Annotated in this window: 14 protein-coding genes; 8 read left to right on the top strand and 6 right to left on the bottom strand. The window is 61.6% G+C overall.

Annotated elements, in window-relative coordinates; all coding sequences use genetic code 11:
* The first annotated feature begins 87 nt into the window (after positions 1 to 87).
* From dapE to AC0R79_RS06680, 3 genes are all read left to right on the top strand, one after another.
* Complete coding sequence (gene dapE, locus AC0R79_RS06690) at positions 88 to 1,239, top strand: succinyl-diaminopimelate desuccinylase (RefSeq protein WP_474733791.1); 1,152 nt, start codon at positions 88 to 90, stop codon at positions 1,237 to 1,239.
* Positions 1,239 to 2,048 carry a putative RNA methyltransferase gene (locus AC0R79_RS06685; protein ID WP_474733789.1) on the top strand — a complete coding sequence of 270 codons (810 nt, stop codon included), beginning with the start codon at positions 1,239 to 1,241 and terminating at the stop codon, positions 2,046 to 2,048. Before dapE ends, AC0R79_RS06685 begins: the two co-directional genes overlap by 1 nt.
* Positions 2,049 to 2,123: 75 nt before the next feature.
* The gene (locus AC0R79_RS06680; protein WP_007954752.1) at positions 2,124 to 2,501 is read left to right on the top strand and encodes a hypothetical protein; all 378 of its coding nucleotides are present in this window, start codon (positions 2,124 to 2,126) and stop codon (positions 2,499 to 2,501) included.
* A 115-nt stretch (positions 2,502 to 2,616) separates the two neighbouring features.
* Here the strand turns inward: AC0R79_RS06680 and AC0R79_RS06675 are convergent, their stop codons facing one another.
* On the bottom strand, positions 2,617 to 2,826 hold the full coding sequence (locus AC0R79_RS06675) for a cold shock domain-containing protein (protein WP_007954750.1): 210 nt from the start codon (positions 2,824 to 2,826) through the stop codon (positions 2,617 to 2,619).
* 237 nt (positions 2,827 to 3,063) lie between these two features.
* Here AC0R79_RS06675 and plsB point away from each other — a divergent pair, with 237 nt between their 5' ends.
* Genes plsB through AC0R79_RS06660 form a run of 3 tightly spaced genes read left to right on the top strand, consistent with a single transcriptional unit; the run spans position 3,064 to position 6,732 of the window.
* A complete protein-coding gene (gene plsB, locus AC0R79_RS06670) occupies positions 3,064 to 5,568 on the top strand; it encodes a glycerol-3-phosphate 1-O-acyltransferase PlsB (RefSeq protein WP_474733785.1) in 2,505 nt (834 codons plus the stop codon).
* 51 nt (positions 5,569 to 5,619) lie between these two features.
* Positions 5,620 to 6,018, top strand: coding sequence for a YbaY family lipoprotein (locus AC0R79_RS06665; RefSeq protein WP_474733783.1), 399 nt, complete (start codon positions 5,620 to 5,622; stop codon positions 6,016 to 6,018).
* Positions 6,019 to 6,042: 24 nt separating this feature from the next.
* Positions 6,043 to 6,732: a DUF4197 domain-containing protein gene (locus AC0R79_RS06660; protein WP_129974044.1), complete on the top strand. Its 690-nt coding sequence runs from the start codon at positions 6,043 to 6,045 to the stop codon at positions 6,730 to 6,732.
* On the opposite strand, the gene AC0R79_RS06655 is transcribed toward AC0R79_RS06660, so the two are convergent.
* From AC0R79_RS06655 to AC0R79_RS06645, 3 genes are all read right to left on the bottom strand, one after another.
* Positions 6,729 to 8,123: a Fic family protein gene (locus AC0R79_RS06655; protein ID WP_474733781.1), complete on the bottom strand. Its 1,395-nt coding sequence runs from the start codon at positions 8,121 to 8,123 to the stop codon at positions 6,729 to 6,731. The genes AC0R79_RS06660 and AC0R79_RS06655 overlap by 4 nt on opposite strands.
* A 491-nt stretch (positions 8,124 to 8,614) precedes the next feature.
* Positions 8,615 to 11,683: an efflux RND transporter permease subunit gene (locus AC0R79_RS06650; protein WP_474733779.1), complete on the bottom strand. Its 3,069-nt coding sequence runs from the start codon at positions 11,681 to 11,683 to the stop codon at positions 8,615 to 8,617.
* Positions 11,684 to 11,689: 6 nt separating this feature from the next.
* The gene (locus tag AC0R79_RS06645; protein WP_007954740.1) at positions 11,690 to 12,790 is read right to left on the bottom strand and encodes an efflux RND transporter periplasmic adaptor subunit; all 1,101 of its coding nucleotides are present in this window, start codon (positions 12,788 to 12,790) and stop codon (positions 11,690 to 11,692) included.
* A 94-nt stretch (positions 12,791 to 12,884) separates the two neighbouring features.
* On the opposite strand from AC0R79_RS06645, the gene AC0R79_RS06640 reads away from it, so the two are divergent.
* Complete coding sequence (locus AC0R79_RS06640) at positions 12,885 to 13,520, top strand: TetR/AcrR family transcriptional regulator (protein WP_375745654.1); 636 nt, start codon at positions 12,885 to 12,887, stop codon at positions 13,518 to 13,520.
* A 45-nt stretch (positions 13,521 to 13,565) separates the two neighbouring features.
* Here AC0R79_RS06640 and AC0R79_RS06635 read toward each other — a convergent pair whose 3' ends face one another.
* Positions 13,566 to 14,348, bottom strand: a complete 783-nt coding sequence (locus AC0R79_RS06635; RefSeq protein WP_129974048.1) for a class I SAM-dependent methyltransferase — start codon at positions 14,346 to 14,348, stop codon at positions 13,566 to 13,568.
* Positions 14,349 to 14,441: 93 nt separating this feature from the next.
* On the opposite strand from AC0R79_RS06635, the gene AC0R79_RS06630 reads away from it, so the two are divergent.
* A complete protein-coding gene (locus AC0R79_RS06630) occupies positions 14,442 to 15,056 on the top strand; it encodes an energy transducer TonB (RefSeq protein WP_474733776.1) in 615 nt (204 codons plus the stop codon).
* 4 nt (positions 15,057 to 15,060) lie between these two features.
* Here the strand turns inward: AC0R79_RS06630 and AC0R79_RS06625 are convergent, their stop codons facing one another.
* A complete protein-coding gene (locus AC0R79_RS06625) occupies positions 15,061 to 15,753 on the bottom strand; it encodes an extensin-like domain-containing protein (RefSeq protein ID WP_375745649.1) in 693 nt (230 codons plus the stop codon).

Below are 15,753 nucleotides of genomic sequence, written 5' to 3'. Positions count from 1 at the left end.
TGCACTAAACGGCGGCCAATGGTCGCCGTTTTGCTTTAAGATAACCGCCATTTTGCGCGCCTTGCCCCCCAGCTTTCGGAGTTTTCCATGACGGCCCACGCCGACCTTTCGCCGACCCTCCAACTCGCCATCGACCTGATCCGCCGTCCGTCCGTGACGCCGGTCGACGCCGATTGCCAGAAGCAGATGATGCAGCGCCTGGGCGATGCCGGTTTCCAGCTGGAACCGATGCGCATCGAAGATGTGGATAACTTCTGGGCGACTCACGGCAAAGACGACGGCCCGGTGCTGTGCTTCGCCGGCCACACCGACGTGGTGCCGACCGGCCCGGTGACTGCCTGGCAGATCGACCCGTTCAACGCGGTGATCGACGAGCACGGCATGCTTTGCGGTCGTGGCGCGGCGGACATGAAAGGCAGCCTCGCCTCGATGACTGTGGCGGCCGAGCGTTTTGTCGCCGACTACCCGGATCACAAGGGCAAGGTCGCGTTCCTGATCACCAGCGACGAAGAAGGCCCGGCGCATCACGGCACCAAGGCTGTGGTCGAGCGTCTGGCAGCCCGTAACGAGCGTCTGGACTGGTGCATCGTCGGCGAACCGTCGAGCACCACGCTGGTGGGCGACGTGGTGAAGAACGGTCGTCGCGGCTCCCTCGGCGCCAAACTGACCGTGCGCGGTGTGCAGGGCCACGTGGCCTATCCGCACCTGGCGAAGAACCCGATCCACCTCGCTGCCCCGGCTCTGGCCGAACTGGCCGCCGAGCATTGGGATCACGGTAACGACTTCTTCCCGCCGACCAGTTTCCAGATTTCCAACGTCAACTCCGGCACCGGCGCGACCAACGTGATTCCGGGCGATCTGGTGGCGGTGTTCAACTTCCGCTTCTCCACCGAATCCACCGTCGAAGGCCTGCAGAAACGCGTCGCCGACATCCTCGACAAGCACGGCCTGGACTGGCACATCGACTGGGCGCTGTCCGGTCTGCCATTCCTCACCGAGCCGGGCGCGCTGCTTGACGCTGTGTCGTCGAGCATCAAGGACATCACTGGCCGCGAGACCAAGGCGTCCACCAGCGGCGGCACCTCCGATGGCCGTTTCATCGCGACCATGGGCACCCAGGTTGTTGAACTGGGCCCGGTCAACGCGACCATCCACCAGGTCAACGAGCGCGTGCTGGCGGCCGATCTCGACCTGCTGACCGAAATCTACTACCAGACCCTGATCAAGTTGCTCGCCTGATGCTCGCGTGCCCGATCTGCAGTGAACCGCTGACCGCGGTGGACAACGGCGTGGTCTGCCCCGCCGGCCACCGCTTTGACCGCGCGCGCCAGGGTTACCTGAACTTGCTGCCGGTGCAGCACAAGAACAGCCGCGATCCCGGCGACAACCAGGCGATGGTCGAGGCCCGCCGCGACTTTCTGAACGCCGGGCATTACGCGCCGGTGGCCAAGCGTCTGGCGGAGCTGGCGGCGGGTTACGCGCCGGCCCGCTGGGTCGATATCGGTTGTGGCGAGGGTTACTACACCGCGCAGATCGCCGAGGCTTTGCCCGATGCTGACGGTTATGCGCTGGATATCTCGAAGGAAGCGGTCAAGCGCGCCTGCAAACGCAATCCTTCGCTGACGTGGTTGATTGCGAGCATGGCCCGGGTGCCACTGGCTTCCGGCAGCTGCCAGTTTCTGGCCAGTGTCTTCAGTCCGCTGGACTGGGAAGAGGCCAAGCGTCTGCTCAGTGTTGGCGGTGGCCTGATGAAAGTCGGCCCGACCAGCGGCCATCTGATGGAACTGCGCGAGTGCCTGTACGACGAAGTGCGCGAATACACCGACGACAAGCATTTGGCCCTGGTGCCGAAAGGCATGGCGCTGGCGCACAGTGAAACCCTGGAATTCAAACTGACGCTGGACAAGCCCGAGGATCGCGCCAACCTGCTGGCGATGACACCCCACGGCTGGCGCGCCAGTGCCGAGCGCCGCGCGGCGGTCATCGAACAGCCCGAGCCGTTCGTGACCACCGTCTCGATGCGCTACGATTATTTCGTTCTTCAATAACTTTTGGTCTCGGGCAACGACCCGGGGCCGGCTAAATCCGCGAATGGATTTTTCAGACCCGCAGTGAGGACATCCATGCGCCAACCGGACATCGAGATTTACCTGAAAGACGCCGACGTCGACCACAAGGCCATTTCCGCCTGGCTGGGCGCCGCCCTCGGCCCTTGCAGCGACTGGGTACAGAAAGGTCAGACCTACAAGTGCAAGGCCGGCAACATCCCGGTGACCTGGCTGCCGAAAGCCGTGGGCAAGTGGAACAGCCTGTACCTTGAAAGCGACCAGACGCCGTGGGACGACGACATCGCCTGCGCCCGCGCAGCCTTTGCCGCGCTGAACGTTGAAGTGCGTTGCGCGCCGGGGACGTGGGTCGAGGAAGAAGGTGAGGAAACGGCGGATCGCTGGATTCGCATCAGCGCCGATGGTGAAGAAGAGATCACCTGGAAAACAGCCTGACTCTCATTGATCGTTCCCACGCTCTGCGTGGGAATGCAGCCCGGGACGCTCCGCGTCCCAAAGCGGACGCAGAGCGTCCATTGAGGCATTCCCACGCAGAGCGTGGGAACGATCATCAGAGCCCTACAACGTCTTCAGCCTGCAAGCCCTTCTGCCCTTCCACCACCGCGTATTCAACCTGCTGACCCTCGGTCAGCGAACGGTGGCCTTCGCCGCGGATCGCGCGGTAGTGCACGAATACGTCCACCCCGTCTTCGCGCTGAATGAAGCCGTAGCCCTTGGCGTCGTTGAACCACTTCACGTTGCCGGTTTCACGTGTTGCCATCTGTTCATACTCCTTTTTTATTATTGAACAGGCTTTTCGCAGGAAAGCCTTTGAGGAACGTCAGCCTGCGTCCGACGTCCATAAAAGGGCCCCGGCGACAGATCGCCGAGTATATGACAGGCGGCAAAACTCTCAACAGGAGATTACTTCGCCGCTTTTTTGCCGATTTTCCATGAATCCGGCACACTATCGACCGCCCGAGCAAACGCTCGGTTTATCCACTCACGCAGAAGCCGTATGACCCGTTCCCCGTTCCGCCGTCTTGTGTTTGGCACCTTGCGCCGACTGTTGTATCTCTGGGTTCGCTCCGAGACGATCAACCAGTCGTCGTTCACCCTCAACCTCGACCGCAGTCGTCCGGTGTTCTACGTCCTGCAAAACCCATCGCTGACTGATCTGGCGGTGGTCGACACCGAGTGCACCAAGGCCGGCCTGCCGCGTCCGGTGCTGCCGGTATCCGTGGGTTCGCTGATCGAACCGGCGGCGTTCTTCTACCTGACGCCGGACCCGGACTGGCTCGGCCGTCAGGACAAGCGCGGTGCGCCACCAACCCTGACCCGACTGGTCAGCGCCCTGAGCCAGAATGCTGCCGAAGACGCGCAGATCATTCCGGTCAGCGTGTTCTGGGGCCAATCACCGGACAGCGAAAACAGCCCGTGGAAACTGCTGTTCGCCGACAGCTGGGCCGTCACCGGGCGCCTGCGTCGTCTGCTGAGCATCATGATTCTGGGGCGCAAGACTCGCGTGCAATTCTCCGCACCGATCCACCTGCGCGAGCTGATCGAACACAACAAGGGCCACGAACGCACCGTGCGCATGGCCCAGCGGATCCTGCGGGTGCACTTCCGCAATCTGAAAGCTGCGGTGATCGGCCCGGACATTTCCCACCGCCGCAACCTGGTCAAAGGCCTGCTCAACCAACCGCTGGTCAAGCAAGCGATCCTCGACGAAGCCGAGCGCGAAAACATTTCCCCGGAAAAAGCCAAGGCTCAGGCCCTGCGCTACGGCAACGAGATCGCCTCGGACTACACCTACACCGCGATCCGTTTTCTGGAAGTGGTGCTGAGCTGGTTCTGGAACAAGATCTACGACGGGATCAAGGTCAACCACATCGAAGGCGTGCAGAAGGTCGCCCAGGGTCACGAAGTGATCTACGTGCCGTGCCACCGCAGCCACATCGACTACCTGCTGCTTTCGTACCTGCTGTTCCGCAATGGCCTGACCCCGCCGCACATCGCCGCCGGCATCAACCTCAACATGCCGGTGATCGGCAGCCTGCTGCGCCGTGGCGGGGCGTTCTTCATGCGCCGCACGTTCAAGGGCAATCCGCTGTACACCTCCGTGTTCAACGAATACCTGCACACCCTGTTCACCAAAGGCTTCCCGGTCGAGTACTTCGTCGAAGGCGGCCGCTCGCGTACCGGACGCATGCTGCAACCGAAAACCGGGATGCTCGCGATCACCATGCGCAGCTTCCTGCGTTCGTCGCGGATGCCGATCGTGTTCGTGCCGGTGTACATCGGTTACGAGCGCGTGCTCGAAGGCCGCACCTACCTCGGCGAACTGCGTGGCGCGAGCAAGAAGAAAGAATCGATCTTCGACATCTTCAAAGTCATCGGCGCACTCAAGCAGCGTTTCGGCCAAGTGGCGGTGAACTTCGGCGAGCCGATCAAACTCGCGGAATTCCTCGACAGCGAACAGCCGGACTGGCGTCAGCAGGAACTCGGCCCGCAGTACAAACCGGCCTGGCTCAACGAAACCACCAACCGCCTCGGCGAGAAAGTCGCGCAGCACCTGAACGAAGCCGCAGCGATCAACCCGGTCAACCTGGTGGCGCTGGCGCTGCTGTCGACCACTCGCCTGGCGCTGGATGATCGCGCCATGGCGCGGGTGCTGGATCTGTATCTGGCATTGCTGCGCAAAGTCCCTTACTCGCCGCATACCACGTTGCCGGAGGGCGATGGCCGGGCGCTGATCGAGCACGTGAAGGACATGGATCTGCTGTCCGAGCAGAACGACGCGCTGGGCAAGATTCTGTATCTGGACGAGCAGAACGCCGTCCTGATGACCTACTACCGCAACAACGTGCTGCACATCTTCGCCCTGCCGGCGCTGCTGGCGAGTTTCTTCCAGAGTACTTCGCGCATGAGCCGCGAACAGATCCTGCGCTACACCCGTGCGTTGTATCCGTACCTGCAATCGGAACTGTTCATCCGCTGGACCCTGGACGAACTGGATGCAGTGATCGATCAGTGGCTGGAAGCGTTCGTCGAACAAGGCCTGCTGCGTTTCGAGAAAGACGTTTACCTGCGCCCGGCGCCGAGCTCGCGGCATTTCGTGCTGCTGACGCTGCTGTCGAAGAGCATCGCCCAGACCCTGCAACGCTTCTACATGACCGTGTCGTTGCTGCTCAATGCAGGCCAGAACACGATCAGCGCCGAAGAACTGGAAGACCTGTGCACGGTCATGGCCCAGCGCCTGTCGATCCTGCATGGCCTCAACGCCCCGGAATTCTTCGACAAGAGCCTGTTCCGCCACTTCATCCAGACCATGCTCGACCTCGACGTACTGCGTCGCGACGAAGCCGGCAAGTTGAGCTACCACGAACTGCTCGGCGAGCTGGCCGAAGGTGCGGCCAAACGGGTACTGCCGGCGGAGATTCGCCTGTCGATCCGTCAGGTGGCACTGCATCGCAGCGAAGATGCGGCCGATCAGCCCGCTGCCCCTGTGCAAAGCGACTAAATTCCTACAGGCGCCAGGCTTCTTCTGGCGCCGTCGATACGGAGATCTCCGATGAAAAAACTTTCCCTTCTTGCCGCCGCCACCCTGCTCAGCGCCTGCCAGTCGACCTCACCGGCCGGCAAGGTCAGCCTCGACGGCGAAGTGTTCTACCTGCAACGCATCGCCCTGCCACCCAGTGCAACCTTGAGCGTGAGCCTGCAGGACGTCTCGCTGGCCGACGCTCCGGCCGTGATACTCGACGAACAGAAAGGCCCGGTCAAAGGCCAGGTGCCGCTGCCGTTCCACTTGAGCTACGATCCGGCCCAGGTCAAACCCGGCCACCGCTACTCGGTCAGCGCACGCATTGAAGTCAACGGCGAGCTGATGTTCATCACCACCGAAAACCATGCCGTGCAGCTTGATGGCAAGGATCCGCAGCCGCTGAAGATCCGCGTCGATGCCGCCCGCTAACTCTCTCCGAACAAGGAAGCCGCCATGCTCCGCCCTACCCTTCGCTTCGCCGGCCTATGTGCGGGCCTGATGATCTCTGCCAACGCCCTGGCCCTGTCCCTCAGCGACCTGTCGCAAGGCGACGCCACCGGCGGCCTCAAGGACGCCCTGACCCAGGGCGCGCAACTGGCCGTCAAACAACTCGGCACCCCGGGCGGCTTCAGCAACAACCCGGACGTGAAGATCGAACTGCCGGGCAAACTCGGCAAAGTCGCCGGCAAGATGAAAGCCTTCGGCATGGGCGCCCAGGTCGACGAACTGGAAACCGCCATGAACAAGGCCGCGGAAACCGCCGTCACCCAGGCCCAACCGATCCTCGTCGACGCCGTGAAGAAAATGAGCGTGGAAGACGCCAAAGGCATCCTCAGCGGCGGCAACGACTCCGCCACCCAATACCTGGACAAATCCAGCCGCGAACAGATCCGCACCAAATTCCTGCCCATCGTCAAACAAGCAACCGACAAAGTCGGCGTAGCCCAGAAATACAACGCCTTCGCAGGCCAGGCCGCGACCTTCGGCGTGGTGGATGCGAAGAGCGCCAACATCGAAAGCTACGTGACCGAACAAGCGCTTAATGGTCTGTTCGAAATGATCGGCAAACAGGAAGAAACCATCCGCAAGAACCCGGCCGCTGCGGCGACGAGTCTGGCGAAAAAGGTGTTCGGTACGCTCTAAGCCGACACGACACGGGAGTGAGCTGTCTCACTCCCGTTACTCAATCCGCCACCAGCAGATACACGTAAAAAGTACACCCACTCGCGCCCCATTTTCTTCTTCTCGAAAACCTGCAGCTCAACCAACCCGCTCAACGCCGACACCGCTGTGTTGTAGGCACAACCAAGGTGCTCCTTGACGTTCCCCGCCGTGAACTCCTTCGCCACCCCACTTCTGGCCACCTGATAAATCGCTCGCTGCCGCTCTGTCAGCCGATCAAAAAAACCCGAACAGGTCAGCCAGTGCTCGAAGTCTTCGCTGTACGCCACACTCTTGCGATACACATCGGTAAACCCCTCGACCGCCCGCAGAATCACCGAACACTGAAACTCGATGAAGTACGTCAGATCGAGTTCATCAGCCTCGCTGTGCAAATACGACCGCCCGTACTTCACAGGCGCGTTGCGCAGTAAAAGACTGATCGCGATATAGCGGAACGCCGAAAACTCGTGTTTGAACATGAACCAGTAAAACAGCGCCCTGGCGACCCGCCCGTTACCGTCACGAAACGGATGTTCGTAACCCAGGGCAAAGTGCAGCGTGATCGCCTTGATCAGCGGATGCAGGTATTTTTTTTGCCGAGGTGAACCCTGTGGTTGATTGATCCACTGCGAGAGCAAATCCAGTCGCCTCACCAATCCGGCGGCAGGCGGTGGCGTGTGTACGGTATTCCCTTCGCCGTCCTGCACCACCACTTCATCGTTGGTCCTGCAAAGCCCCGGGTCGTACTGCTCGTCATCAATGCCCTCGACACCAACTCGATGGATCGACGCAATCAACTCCACGCTCAATGGCTCGTAACGTTTTTCCCAGGCGAAATTCATCATCCGGTAATTACCCATGACCATCCGCTCATCCGGCGTACGCGGCTGACGCCGCTGCTTGAGCATGTCTTTGGCAACTCGAGTGGTGGTCGCGGCGCCCTCCAGCTGACTGCTGCTGATCGCCTCATCCTCGATCAGATCGTTAAGCAAATAACTGAAATGCGCCCGCTCGCCTATCTGGCTGGTCATGTACTCCAGCGACGCCGTCGTGGTTTGCCGATCAACCACTGAAAGGGCCTTCTGCGCGGTGGGCGTCGGCACAAACTTCCCCCACTGCGCCGGCTCCCCCAGCGGCAGAAGATGAATGTACTGAGCGACCCGCGCCTTCTTGACCAGCGCCCAACACAAACGCGAATCCAGCCCGCTGGCCCAGCGATAACGCAAATCTTCAAAAGGCAGATACCGCCCCTGATCATCCAGCGGCTTGAGCAACGCAAGATAATCCGCCAGACGCTGCTTGTGAGGCGCGCGCATCAACAACTCAAAGACCGGATCGGCCCGACCCTTCAATACCGGCGGTTTCTTCATCAACACTGACTCAAACAAGGCTGAAAAACAGCCTCGAGTACAGCACCGCCAACACAGCGACTCAATATCGGAGCCGTCTGAAAAACATGTAGGAGAGAACACCCCCTCCTACAACGAGCAAATAAAGGCGTAAACCACAATGAGCGTTAGCTCGAGTAACGCTTTTGACGTGCCGGCCCCTTCGGCCGGCTGAGTGGAGGGATTTATCCGGGGGTAGGCGCGCAGCGCCGTTCGACGAAGTCGAACACATCGAGAGGAGGTGCAGCGAAGCAAACCGGAGGCGATGCCCCCGGATGAATCCCGGAGCGAAGGAACCCCGAGCCCCAGCGAGGGGCCGAACGCCGGGGCCCAGCGTTTTGCTTACTTTTGGGCGTCTGCAAAAGTGAGCCGCTGTAAGAGCGGAACCGCCAGCCGCAACACTCGCAGAAACGGATATTCACCCAAACCACCCAGAGCATGGTCGGCCCAAAGGCCGCCACGCTCAAACAGCCTCAAGCCTCCTTGCGAACCCTGAACCAAGCCGCATACAACGCCGGCAAAAACAAAAGCGTCAAAGCAGTAGCAACAATCAACCCCCCCATAATCGCCACCGCCATCGGCCCAAAAAACACACTGCGAGAAAGCGGAATCATCGCCAGCACCGCCGCCAAAGCCGTCAACACAATCGGCCGGAACCGCCGCACGGTCGCCTCGATAATCGCCTGCCAGGGCCTGAGCCCTGCCGCGATATCCTGCTCGATCTGATCCACCAGAATCACCGAGTTACGCATGATCATCCCCGACAGCGCGATCGTCCCCAGCATCGCCACAAACCCGAACGGCTGGCGGAACACCAGCAGAAACAGCGTCACCCCGATCAACCCCAAAGGCGCCGTCAGAAACACCATCGCCGTGCGCGAAAAACTGCGCAACTGCACCATCAGCAACGTCAGCACCACGACAATGAACATCGGCACCCCGGCGTTCACCGACTTCTGCCCACGCTCCGAATCCTCCACCGTACCGCCGACATCCAGCAGATAGCCGTCCGGCAATTCGGCGCGGATCGGATCGAGCGTCGGCATGATCTGCTTCACCAGCGTCGCCGGCTGCTCCTTGCCGTAGATGTCCGCGCGCACGGTCACGTTGGGCAGGCGATTGCGGTGCCAGATGATGCCTTCCTCGAAGCCATATTCCAGCGTGGCAATCTGCGACAGCGCAACGCTGCGACCGTTGTCGGTCGGCACCGCCAGACTCGGCAGCAACGACAGTTCGGTGCGCTCGTGCACGGTGCCGCGCAGGAGGATTTCGATCAGTTCGTTGTCCTCGCGGTACTGGCTGACACTGGATCCGGTCAGCGAACTCTGGAGGAATTTCGCCAGATTCGCCGTGCTCACGCCCAACGCCCGGGCGCGATCCTGATCGATGTTCAGGTACACAACCTTGCTCGGCTCTTCCCAGTCCAGATGCACGTTCACCACATGCGGGTTCTCGCGCACTTTGGCTGCGACTTTCCGGGCCAGTGCACGGACTTCCTCGATGTGCTCGCCGGTGACGCGGAACTGCACCGGGTAACCGACCGGCGGGCCGTTTTCCAGGCGCGTGACCCGCGAGCGCAGGGACGGGAACTGCTCGTTCAACGTGTCGATCAGCCACGTGCGCAGCGCTTCGCGCTCCTCGATGGTTTTCGCCAACACGACGAACTGGGCGAAGCTCGCCGCCGGCAGTTGTTGATCCAACGGCAGGTAGAAACGTGGCGAACCGGTGCCGACGTAAGCGACATAGTTGTCGATGCCGGCGTGATCCTTGAGCATCGCTTCCAGGCGTTTGACTTCGCCCGTGGTATTGGCCAGCGAGGCGCCTTCGGCAAGCTTCAGATCGACCATCAATTCCAGTCGCCCGGAGGCCGGGAAGAACTGCTGCGGCACAAACCGGAACAACGCCACCGACGCCACGAACAGCAGCACGGTGAGCACGATCACAGTTTTGCGCCGACGTACGCACCACTCCACCAGACGCCGCACACGTTGGTAGAACGGCGTGCCATAGGGATCGGTCTGGCCGTCAGCCGTACCGTGTTTGGCTGCGTGAATCTTCGCCAGATCCGGCAGGAGTTTTTCCCCCAGATACGGTACGAACACCACGGCCGCCACCCAGGATGCGAGCAAGGCAATGGTCACCACCTGGAAGATCGAGCGGGTGTATTCGCCGGTGCCGGACTGCGCCGTGGCAATCGGCAGGAAACCGGCGGCGGTGATCAGCGTACCGGTGAGCATCGGGAATGCGGTGCTGGTCCAGGCGTAACTGGCGGCCTTGATCCGGTCGAAACCCTGCTCCATTTTGATCGCCATCATTTCCACGGCGATGATCGCGTCGTCCACCAGCAAGCCCAGCGCCAGCACCAGCGCGCCGAGGGAGATCTTGTGCAGGCCGATGCCGAGGTAATACATGCAGGCGAAGGTCATCGCCAGCACCAGCGGAATGGTCAGCGCCACCACCATGCCGGTGCGCACCCCGAGGGAGAAGAAGCTCACCAGCAACACGATGCCCAGCGCTTCGACCAGCACCTGGACGAACTCGCCGACACCGGTTTTTACTGCTGCGGGCTGGTCGGAAACCTTGCGCAACTGCATGCCGGCCGGCAGGTTTTTCTGAATGCGGGCGAACTCGATTTCCAGGGCCTTGCCCAGCACCAGAATGTCGCCGCCATCCTTCATCGCCACCGCAAGACCGATGGCGTCTTCGGCCATGAAGCGCATGCGCGGCGCCGGAGGATCGTTGAAACCGCGCCGCACGTCGGCGACATCGGAGATGCGGAACGTACGATCACCGACCCGGATCGGAAAGTTCTTGATCTCGTCGACTGTCTGAAAATTCCCCGAGACCCGTAGCTGCAATCGCTCACTGCCGGTTTCGAAGAAGCCGGCGGTGGACACCGCGTTCTGTTCTTCCAGCGCCTGCTGCACCGCTGCCAGCGGCAGGCCGAGGGTGGCGAGTTTGACGTTGGACAGCTCGACCCAGATCTTCTCGTCCTGCAAACCGAGCAGATCAACCTTGCCCACGTCCTTGACCCGTTGCAGCTGGATCTGGATGCGGTCGGCGTAATCCTTGAGCACCGCGTAGTCGAAACCGTCGCCGGTCAGCGCATAGATATTGCCGAAGGTGGTGCCGAACTCATCGTTGAAAAACGGCCCCTGAATGCCCGGCGGCAGGGTCTGGCGAATGTCGCTGACCTTCTTGCGCACCTGATACCAGAGATCCGGAATCTCCACCGAATGCATGGAGTCGCGGGCAATGAACGTGACCTGGGACTCACCGGGGCGCGAGAACGAAACAATCCGCTCGTACTCGCCGGTTTCCATCAGTTTCTTTTCGATGCGCTCGGTGACCTGGCGCGAGACTTCCTGCGCCGTTGCGCCGGGCCAGCGGGTCTGGATGACCATCGCCTTGAAGGTGAACGGCGGGTCTTCGCTCTGGCCGAGCTTGGTGTAGGACAAGGCGCCGACGATCGCCAGCAAAAGCATCAGGAACAGTACGATCTGGCGATTGCGCAGCGCCCAGGCGGAAAGATTGAAACCCATCGGGGATTACTCCTTGTCCGCCAGATTGACCACGCGGTTGGAGCGATCCACCGGACGCACCTGCTGCCCTTCCAGCAGCACATGCACGCCAGCGGCGACCACCCAGTCGCTGGCGTTCAGGCCTTCGAGCACCGGCACGGTTTTCTCACCGAAGGGGCCGGTGCGCACCGGGGTCTTTTTCAGGGTGTTGTTGGCGCTGACGACCCAGACGTAGGTCGCGCCGTTTTCGGCGGTCAGTGCCGAGAGCGGCACCGACAGCGGGATGACATCGGCGGTCTGCACGAAGACCCGGGCGCTCTGGCCCAGTTCTGCCGGGACTTTGCCGGAGGTGAATGAAATGCGTGCGGCGAAGGTGCGGGATTTCGGATCGGCGGCCGGCGACAGCTCGCGGATCTGTCCGGCGAAGCGCTGGTTCTGTTGCGTCCACAGCTCCACCGAGACCGGCTGACCGACCTTGAAGCGGCCGAAGCTCTGCTCCGGCAGGCTGATCAGCACTTCCCGTTCGCCGTCAGTGGCGAGGGTGAAAACGGTTTGCCCGGCGGCGACCACTTGCCCGACTTCCACCGAACGCTTGGCCACCACGCCATCCTGCGGCGCGCGCAGTACGGCGTAACTGGCCTGATTGGTCGAGACGTTGAATTCGGCTTTGATCTGTTTGAGGCGGGCTTCGCCGGAGCGGTAGAGGTTCTCGGCATTGTCGTAGGCCGAGCGGCTGACCATCTGCCGTTCCATCAAGGTCTTGTAGCGATCACGCTCGGCGCGCACCAGATTCAGGTTGGCTTCGGCGGCCGCGACCTGGGCCCGGGTGGCTTCCAGTTGCAGGCGTACATCCTGCGGATCAAGTTCGGCGAGTGGTTGATCGGCCTTCACGCGCTGGCCTTCCTCGACCAGTCGTCGGCTGACTTTGCCGCCAATGCGGAACGCCAGATCGGGTTCGTAGCGGGCACGAACCTCGCCCGGATAACTTTCCATCGCCTGCGCCGACGGCTCTGGCTGCACCACCATGGCCGGTCGCACGCTGACTTGCGTCACCTCTTCCTTGCCACATGCCGACAATAAAAACGCCAGACTGACTGGCACCGCAAAGGACAACGCATGGCGGAACATGGTGAAGGACCTTTCGCTAAGGAGGCTTGGAATAATTATACTGGCCGGTATGTTATTAATAGCAAACTCACCAGTCCAGTATTAAAAGCGAAGAATGTCGAACAATCTTTCAGCTCCAAACGGCCCCGGCCGCCCGAAGGATCCGGCCAAACGCCAGGCGATTCTCGAGGCGGCGAAAATCCTGTTCCTGAGTCATGGCTATGCCAACACCAGCATGGACGCGGTGGCCGCCGAGGCCGGGGTGTCGAAGCTGACGGTCTACAGCCATTTCAACGACAAGGAGACGCTGTTCTCCGCCGCCGTGGTGGCCAAATGCGAGGAGCAATTGCCGCCGCTGTTCTTCGAATTGCCGGACGGCATCGCGGTGGAAAATGTGTTGCTGAACATTGCGCGAGGGTTTCACCACCTGATCAACAGCGATGAATCGGTGAACCTGCATCGTTTGATCATGGCGCTGGGCAGTCAGGATCCGAAGCTGTCGCTGATCTTCTTCGAGGCCGGCCCGCAGCGCATGGTGCAGGGGATGGAACGGTTGCTGCGGCGGATTCACGAAACCGGCGTGCTGAGCATCGATAACCCGCACAACGCCGCCGAGCACTTCTTTTGCCTGATCAAGGGCGCGGGGAATTTCCGCCTGTTGTACGGCTGCGGTGAACCGCTGACCGACGAGGCGGCGGAAAGTCATGTGCAGGAAGTGGTCGGGCTGTTCATGCGGGCCTTTCGACACTGAAAACAAAAATCCCACGCCATGCGTGGGATTTTCTTATGCGACGGCTCAGGCCTTGAGCGCTTTCTTCGGGTAGATGTCATAACGGCTGGATTTGCCATCCAGCGCATGACTCGGTTTCGGCCCTTCGATGCACGGCGCCTTGCGCGGGCGCTTGACCACCACCCGGTGCGTGGCCAGTGCCAACGCCGCTTCCAGCAACGCCGGTGCATCCGGATCATCGCCCACCAGCGGGCGGAACAGGCGCATTTCCTTCTTCACCAGCGCGGTTTTCTCACGATGCGGGAACATCGGGTCGAGGTAGATCACCTGCGGCGGCTCGCCCTCCCAGTTGCGCATCACGTCGATGGAGTTGCCCTTGAGCAGCTTCATCCGCGCCACGATCGGCGCCACATCGAAGTCTTCCGCCGCACGCGCCAGACCATCCTCCAGCAAGGCGCCGATCAATGGCTGGCGCTCGATCAGGCTCATCTCGCAGCCGAGACTGGCCAGCACGAACGCATCTTTCCCGAGCCCCGCCGTCGCATCCAACACCCGAGGACGTACGCCCTGGGCGATGCCGACCGCCTTGGCGATCATCTGCCCGCTGCCGCCGCCGTACAACCGGCGATGGGCCGCGCCACCTTCGACGAAGTCGACCCGCACCGGGCCCGGCGCATCCGGCCCCAGCTGTTGCAGCTGCAAACCCTGCTCGCCGACCTGCAGGGCAAACTCGCCGTCAGCCACCTGCAACGGCAGGTTCAGGCGCTGCGCCCACTGCTCGGCCTGCGCTTCGAACGTCGGGCCGAGGGCCTCGACATGGATGCGGCAGGCCGCGGGTTGCTCAATCATGGAAAACACGCTCAAAAAAGTTAAGGATCGGCAAAATCCGCCGATAACCCAATCAACGCGCATTTTGCCAGAGCTGAGCGTCAACCGAAAAAAATGTCAGGCATTCTTCCCACATCGATTGGCTACATTTCGCCCACAGGCGACTTCAGCCGTCATAACACTCAAGCATTGGGCGGCGTCAGCCACCTGTGGCAGGATTTCTTTGCCCAGGCACTGGCCGAACAATCGAGTGATGTGGTGCCGGCCTGCGGCACTTTCCCGCCGGTTGATCTGGAAAGTCCTGACGAACCGACCGTCGGCAGCGAACTGCACGCGCACATCATCAGCCAGCGTGAATGCGATGTGGTTGAAACCGAGGTGCGTCCGCCGGAGCCGCTGTTCCTGCCGATCGCCGAAATCGACATGACACTGGCCGAGCCGTACCCTCCGTTCCCGGCAGAAGAAATCAAGACTCAGCAAAAGCAGCAGGATTTCGACAGCAGCTGGGTTCGTCCGGTCGTGATCAACAACGGCCAGCCGATTCCGGAACCGGGCCCAGCCCCGCAGAAAAAACCGCTGTACCTGCCGATTGCCGAGTTCGACCTGGACCTGCTGCAGCCTTATCCGCCGTTCCCGCCGGAAAAGATCGTCGAGCAGCAGAAAGCCCTGGACTTCGATAACGGCTGGGTGCGCCCCATCGTTCAGCAGAACCTGCGCATCGCCGCCTGATCCCTCAGCGACACACGCTCCAGCGCCCGACATCGACATGAAAGTGATTGCGATGGGCTGTGTTGTAGTCCGGACTCAACACCACACTGAACGCCTCGCAGGCACCGTCGCGTACCTGACGTAGAAACTGCGCGTCCTGGTTTTGCTTCGGCCAGTCCTTGAGCACACTGATCGCGCGACCATTCGCCAACCGGAAGCCGGCGATGTCCAGCGCATCGGCGCTGGCATGGCGGCTGAGCGCGCCGTTCTCGCGGTTGTAAACGTTGCGACAGGCAAAGCTGCCGAGGTGATCGACCCGCGCAACAGCCTGGCCGTAGGCCTGCTGCGCCGCCGGTTGCAGCGTATGGCGCTCGAACATCGCAAACGCCACGGCCAACGGGCAACTGGCGAGAAAGCTGCTGCTGAGCCCCACCCCGCCGCCCTGCACGCGCAAGGCGCCGATCAGCGGGCATTTGGCATCGGGACTGTCGGCCTGTGGCGAAACCCGCAGGCCGGAGCTGCCCAATGCCTGCTCACACAAGGCCGGATCGCTGCGCAGGCGCATCAACTTGTAGCCCGTGAGCCAGTTGGGCGTCGCCTGCACGTCCAGCGGCGCCCACGGGTTCCACTGCGGCGGCACATCGAGCCAACCGCGCCAGACGCCGATCAGCCCGCCACCAATGATCAGCAGCCCCGCCAACAGCAGCCAGCGCCCCAT

Source organism: Pseudomonas sp. HD57-3, from assembly GCF_056113135.1.
The sequence above is the reverse complement of the archived record's forward strand: the minus strand, read 5'-3'. Positions and strand labels throughout refer to the sequence as shown.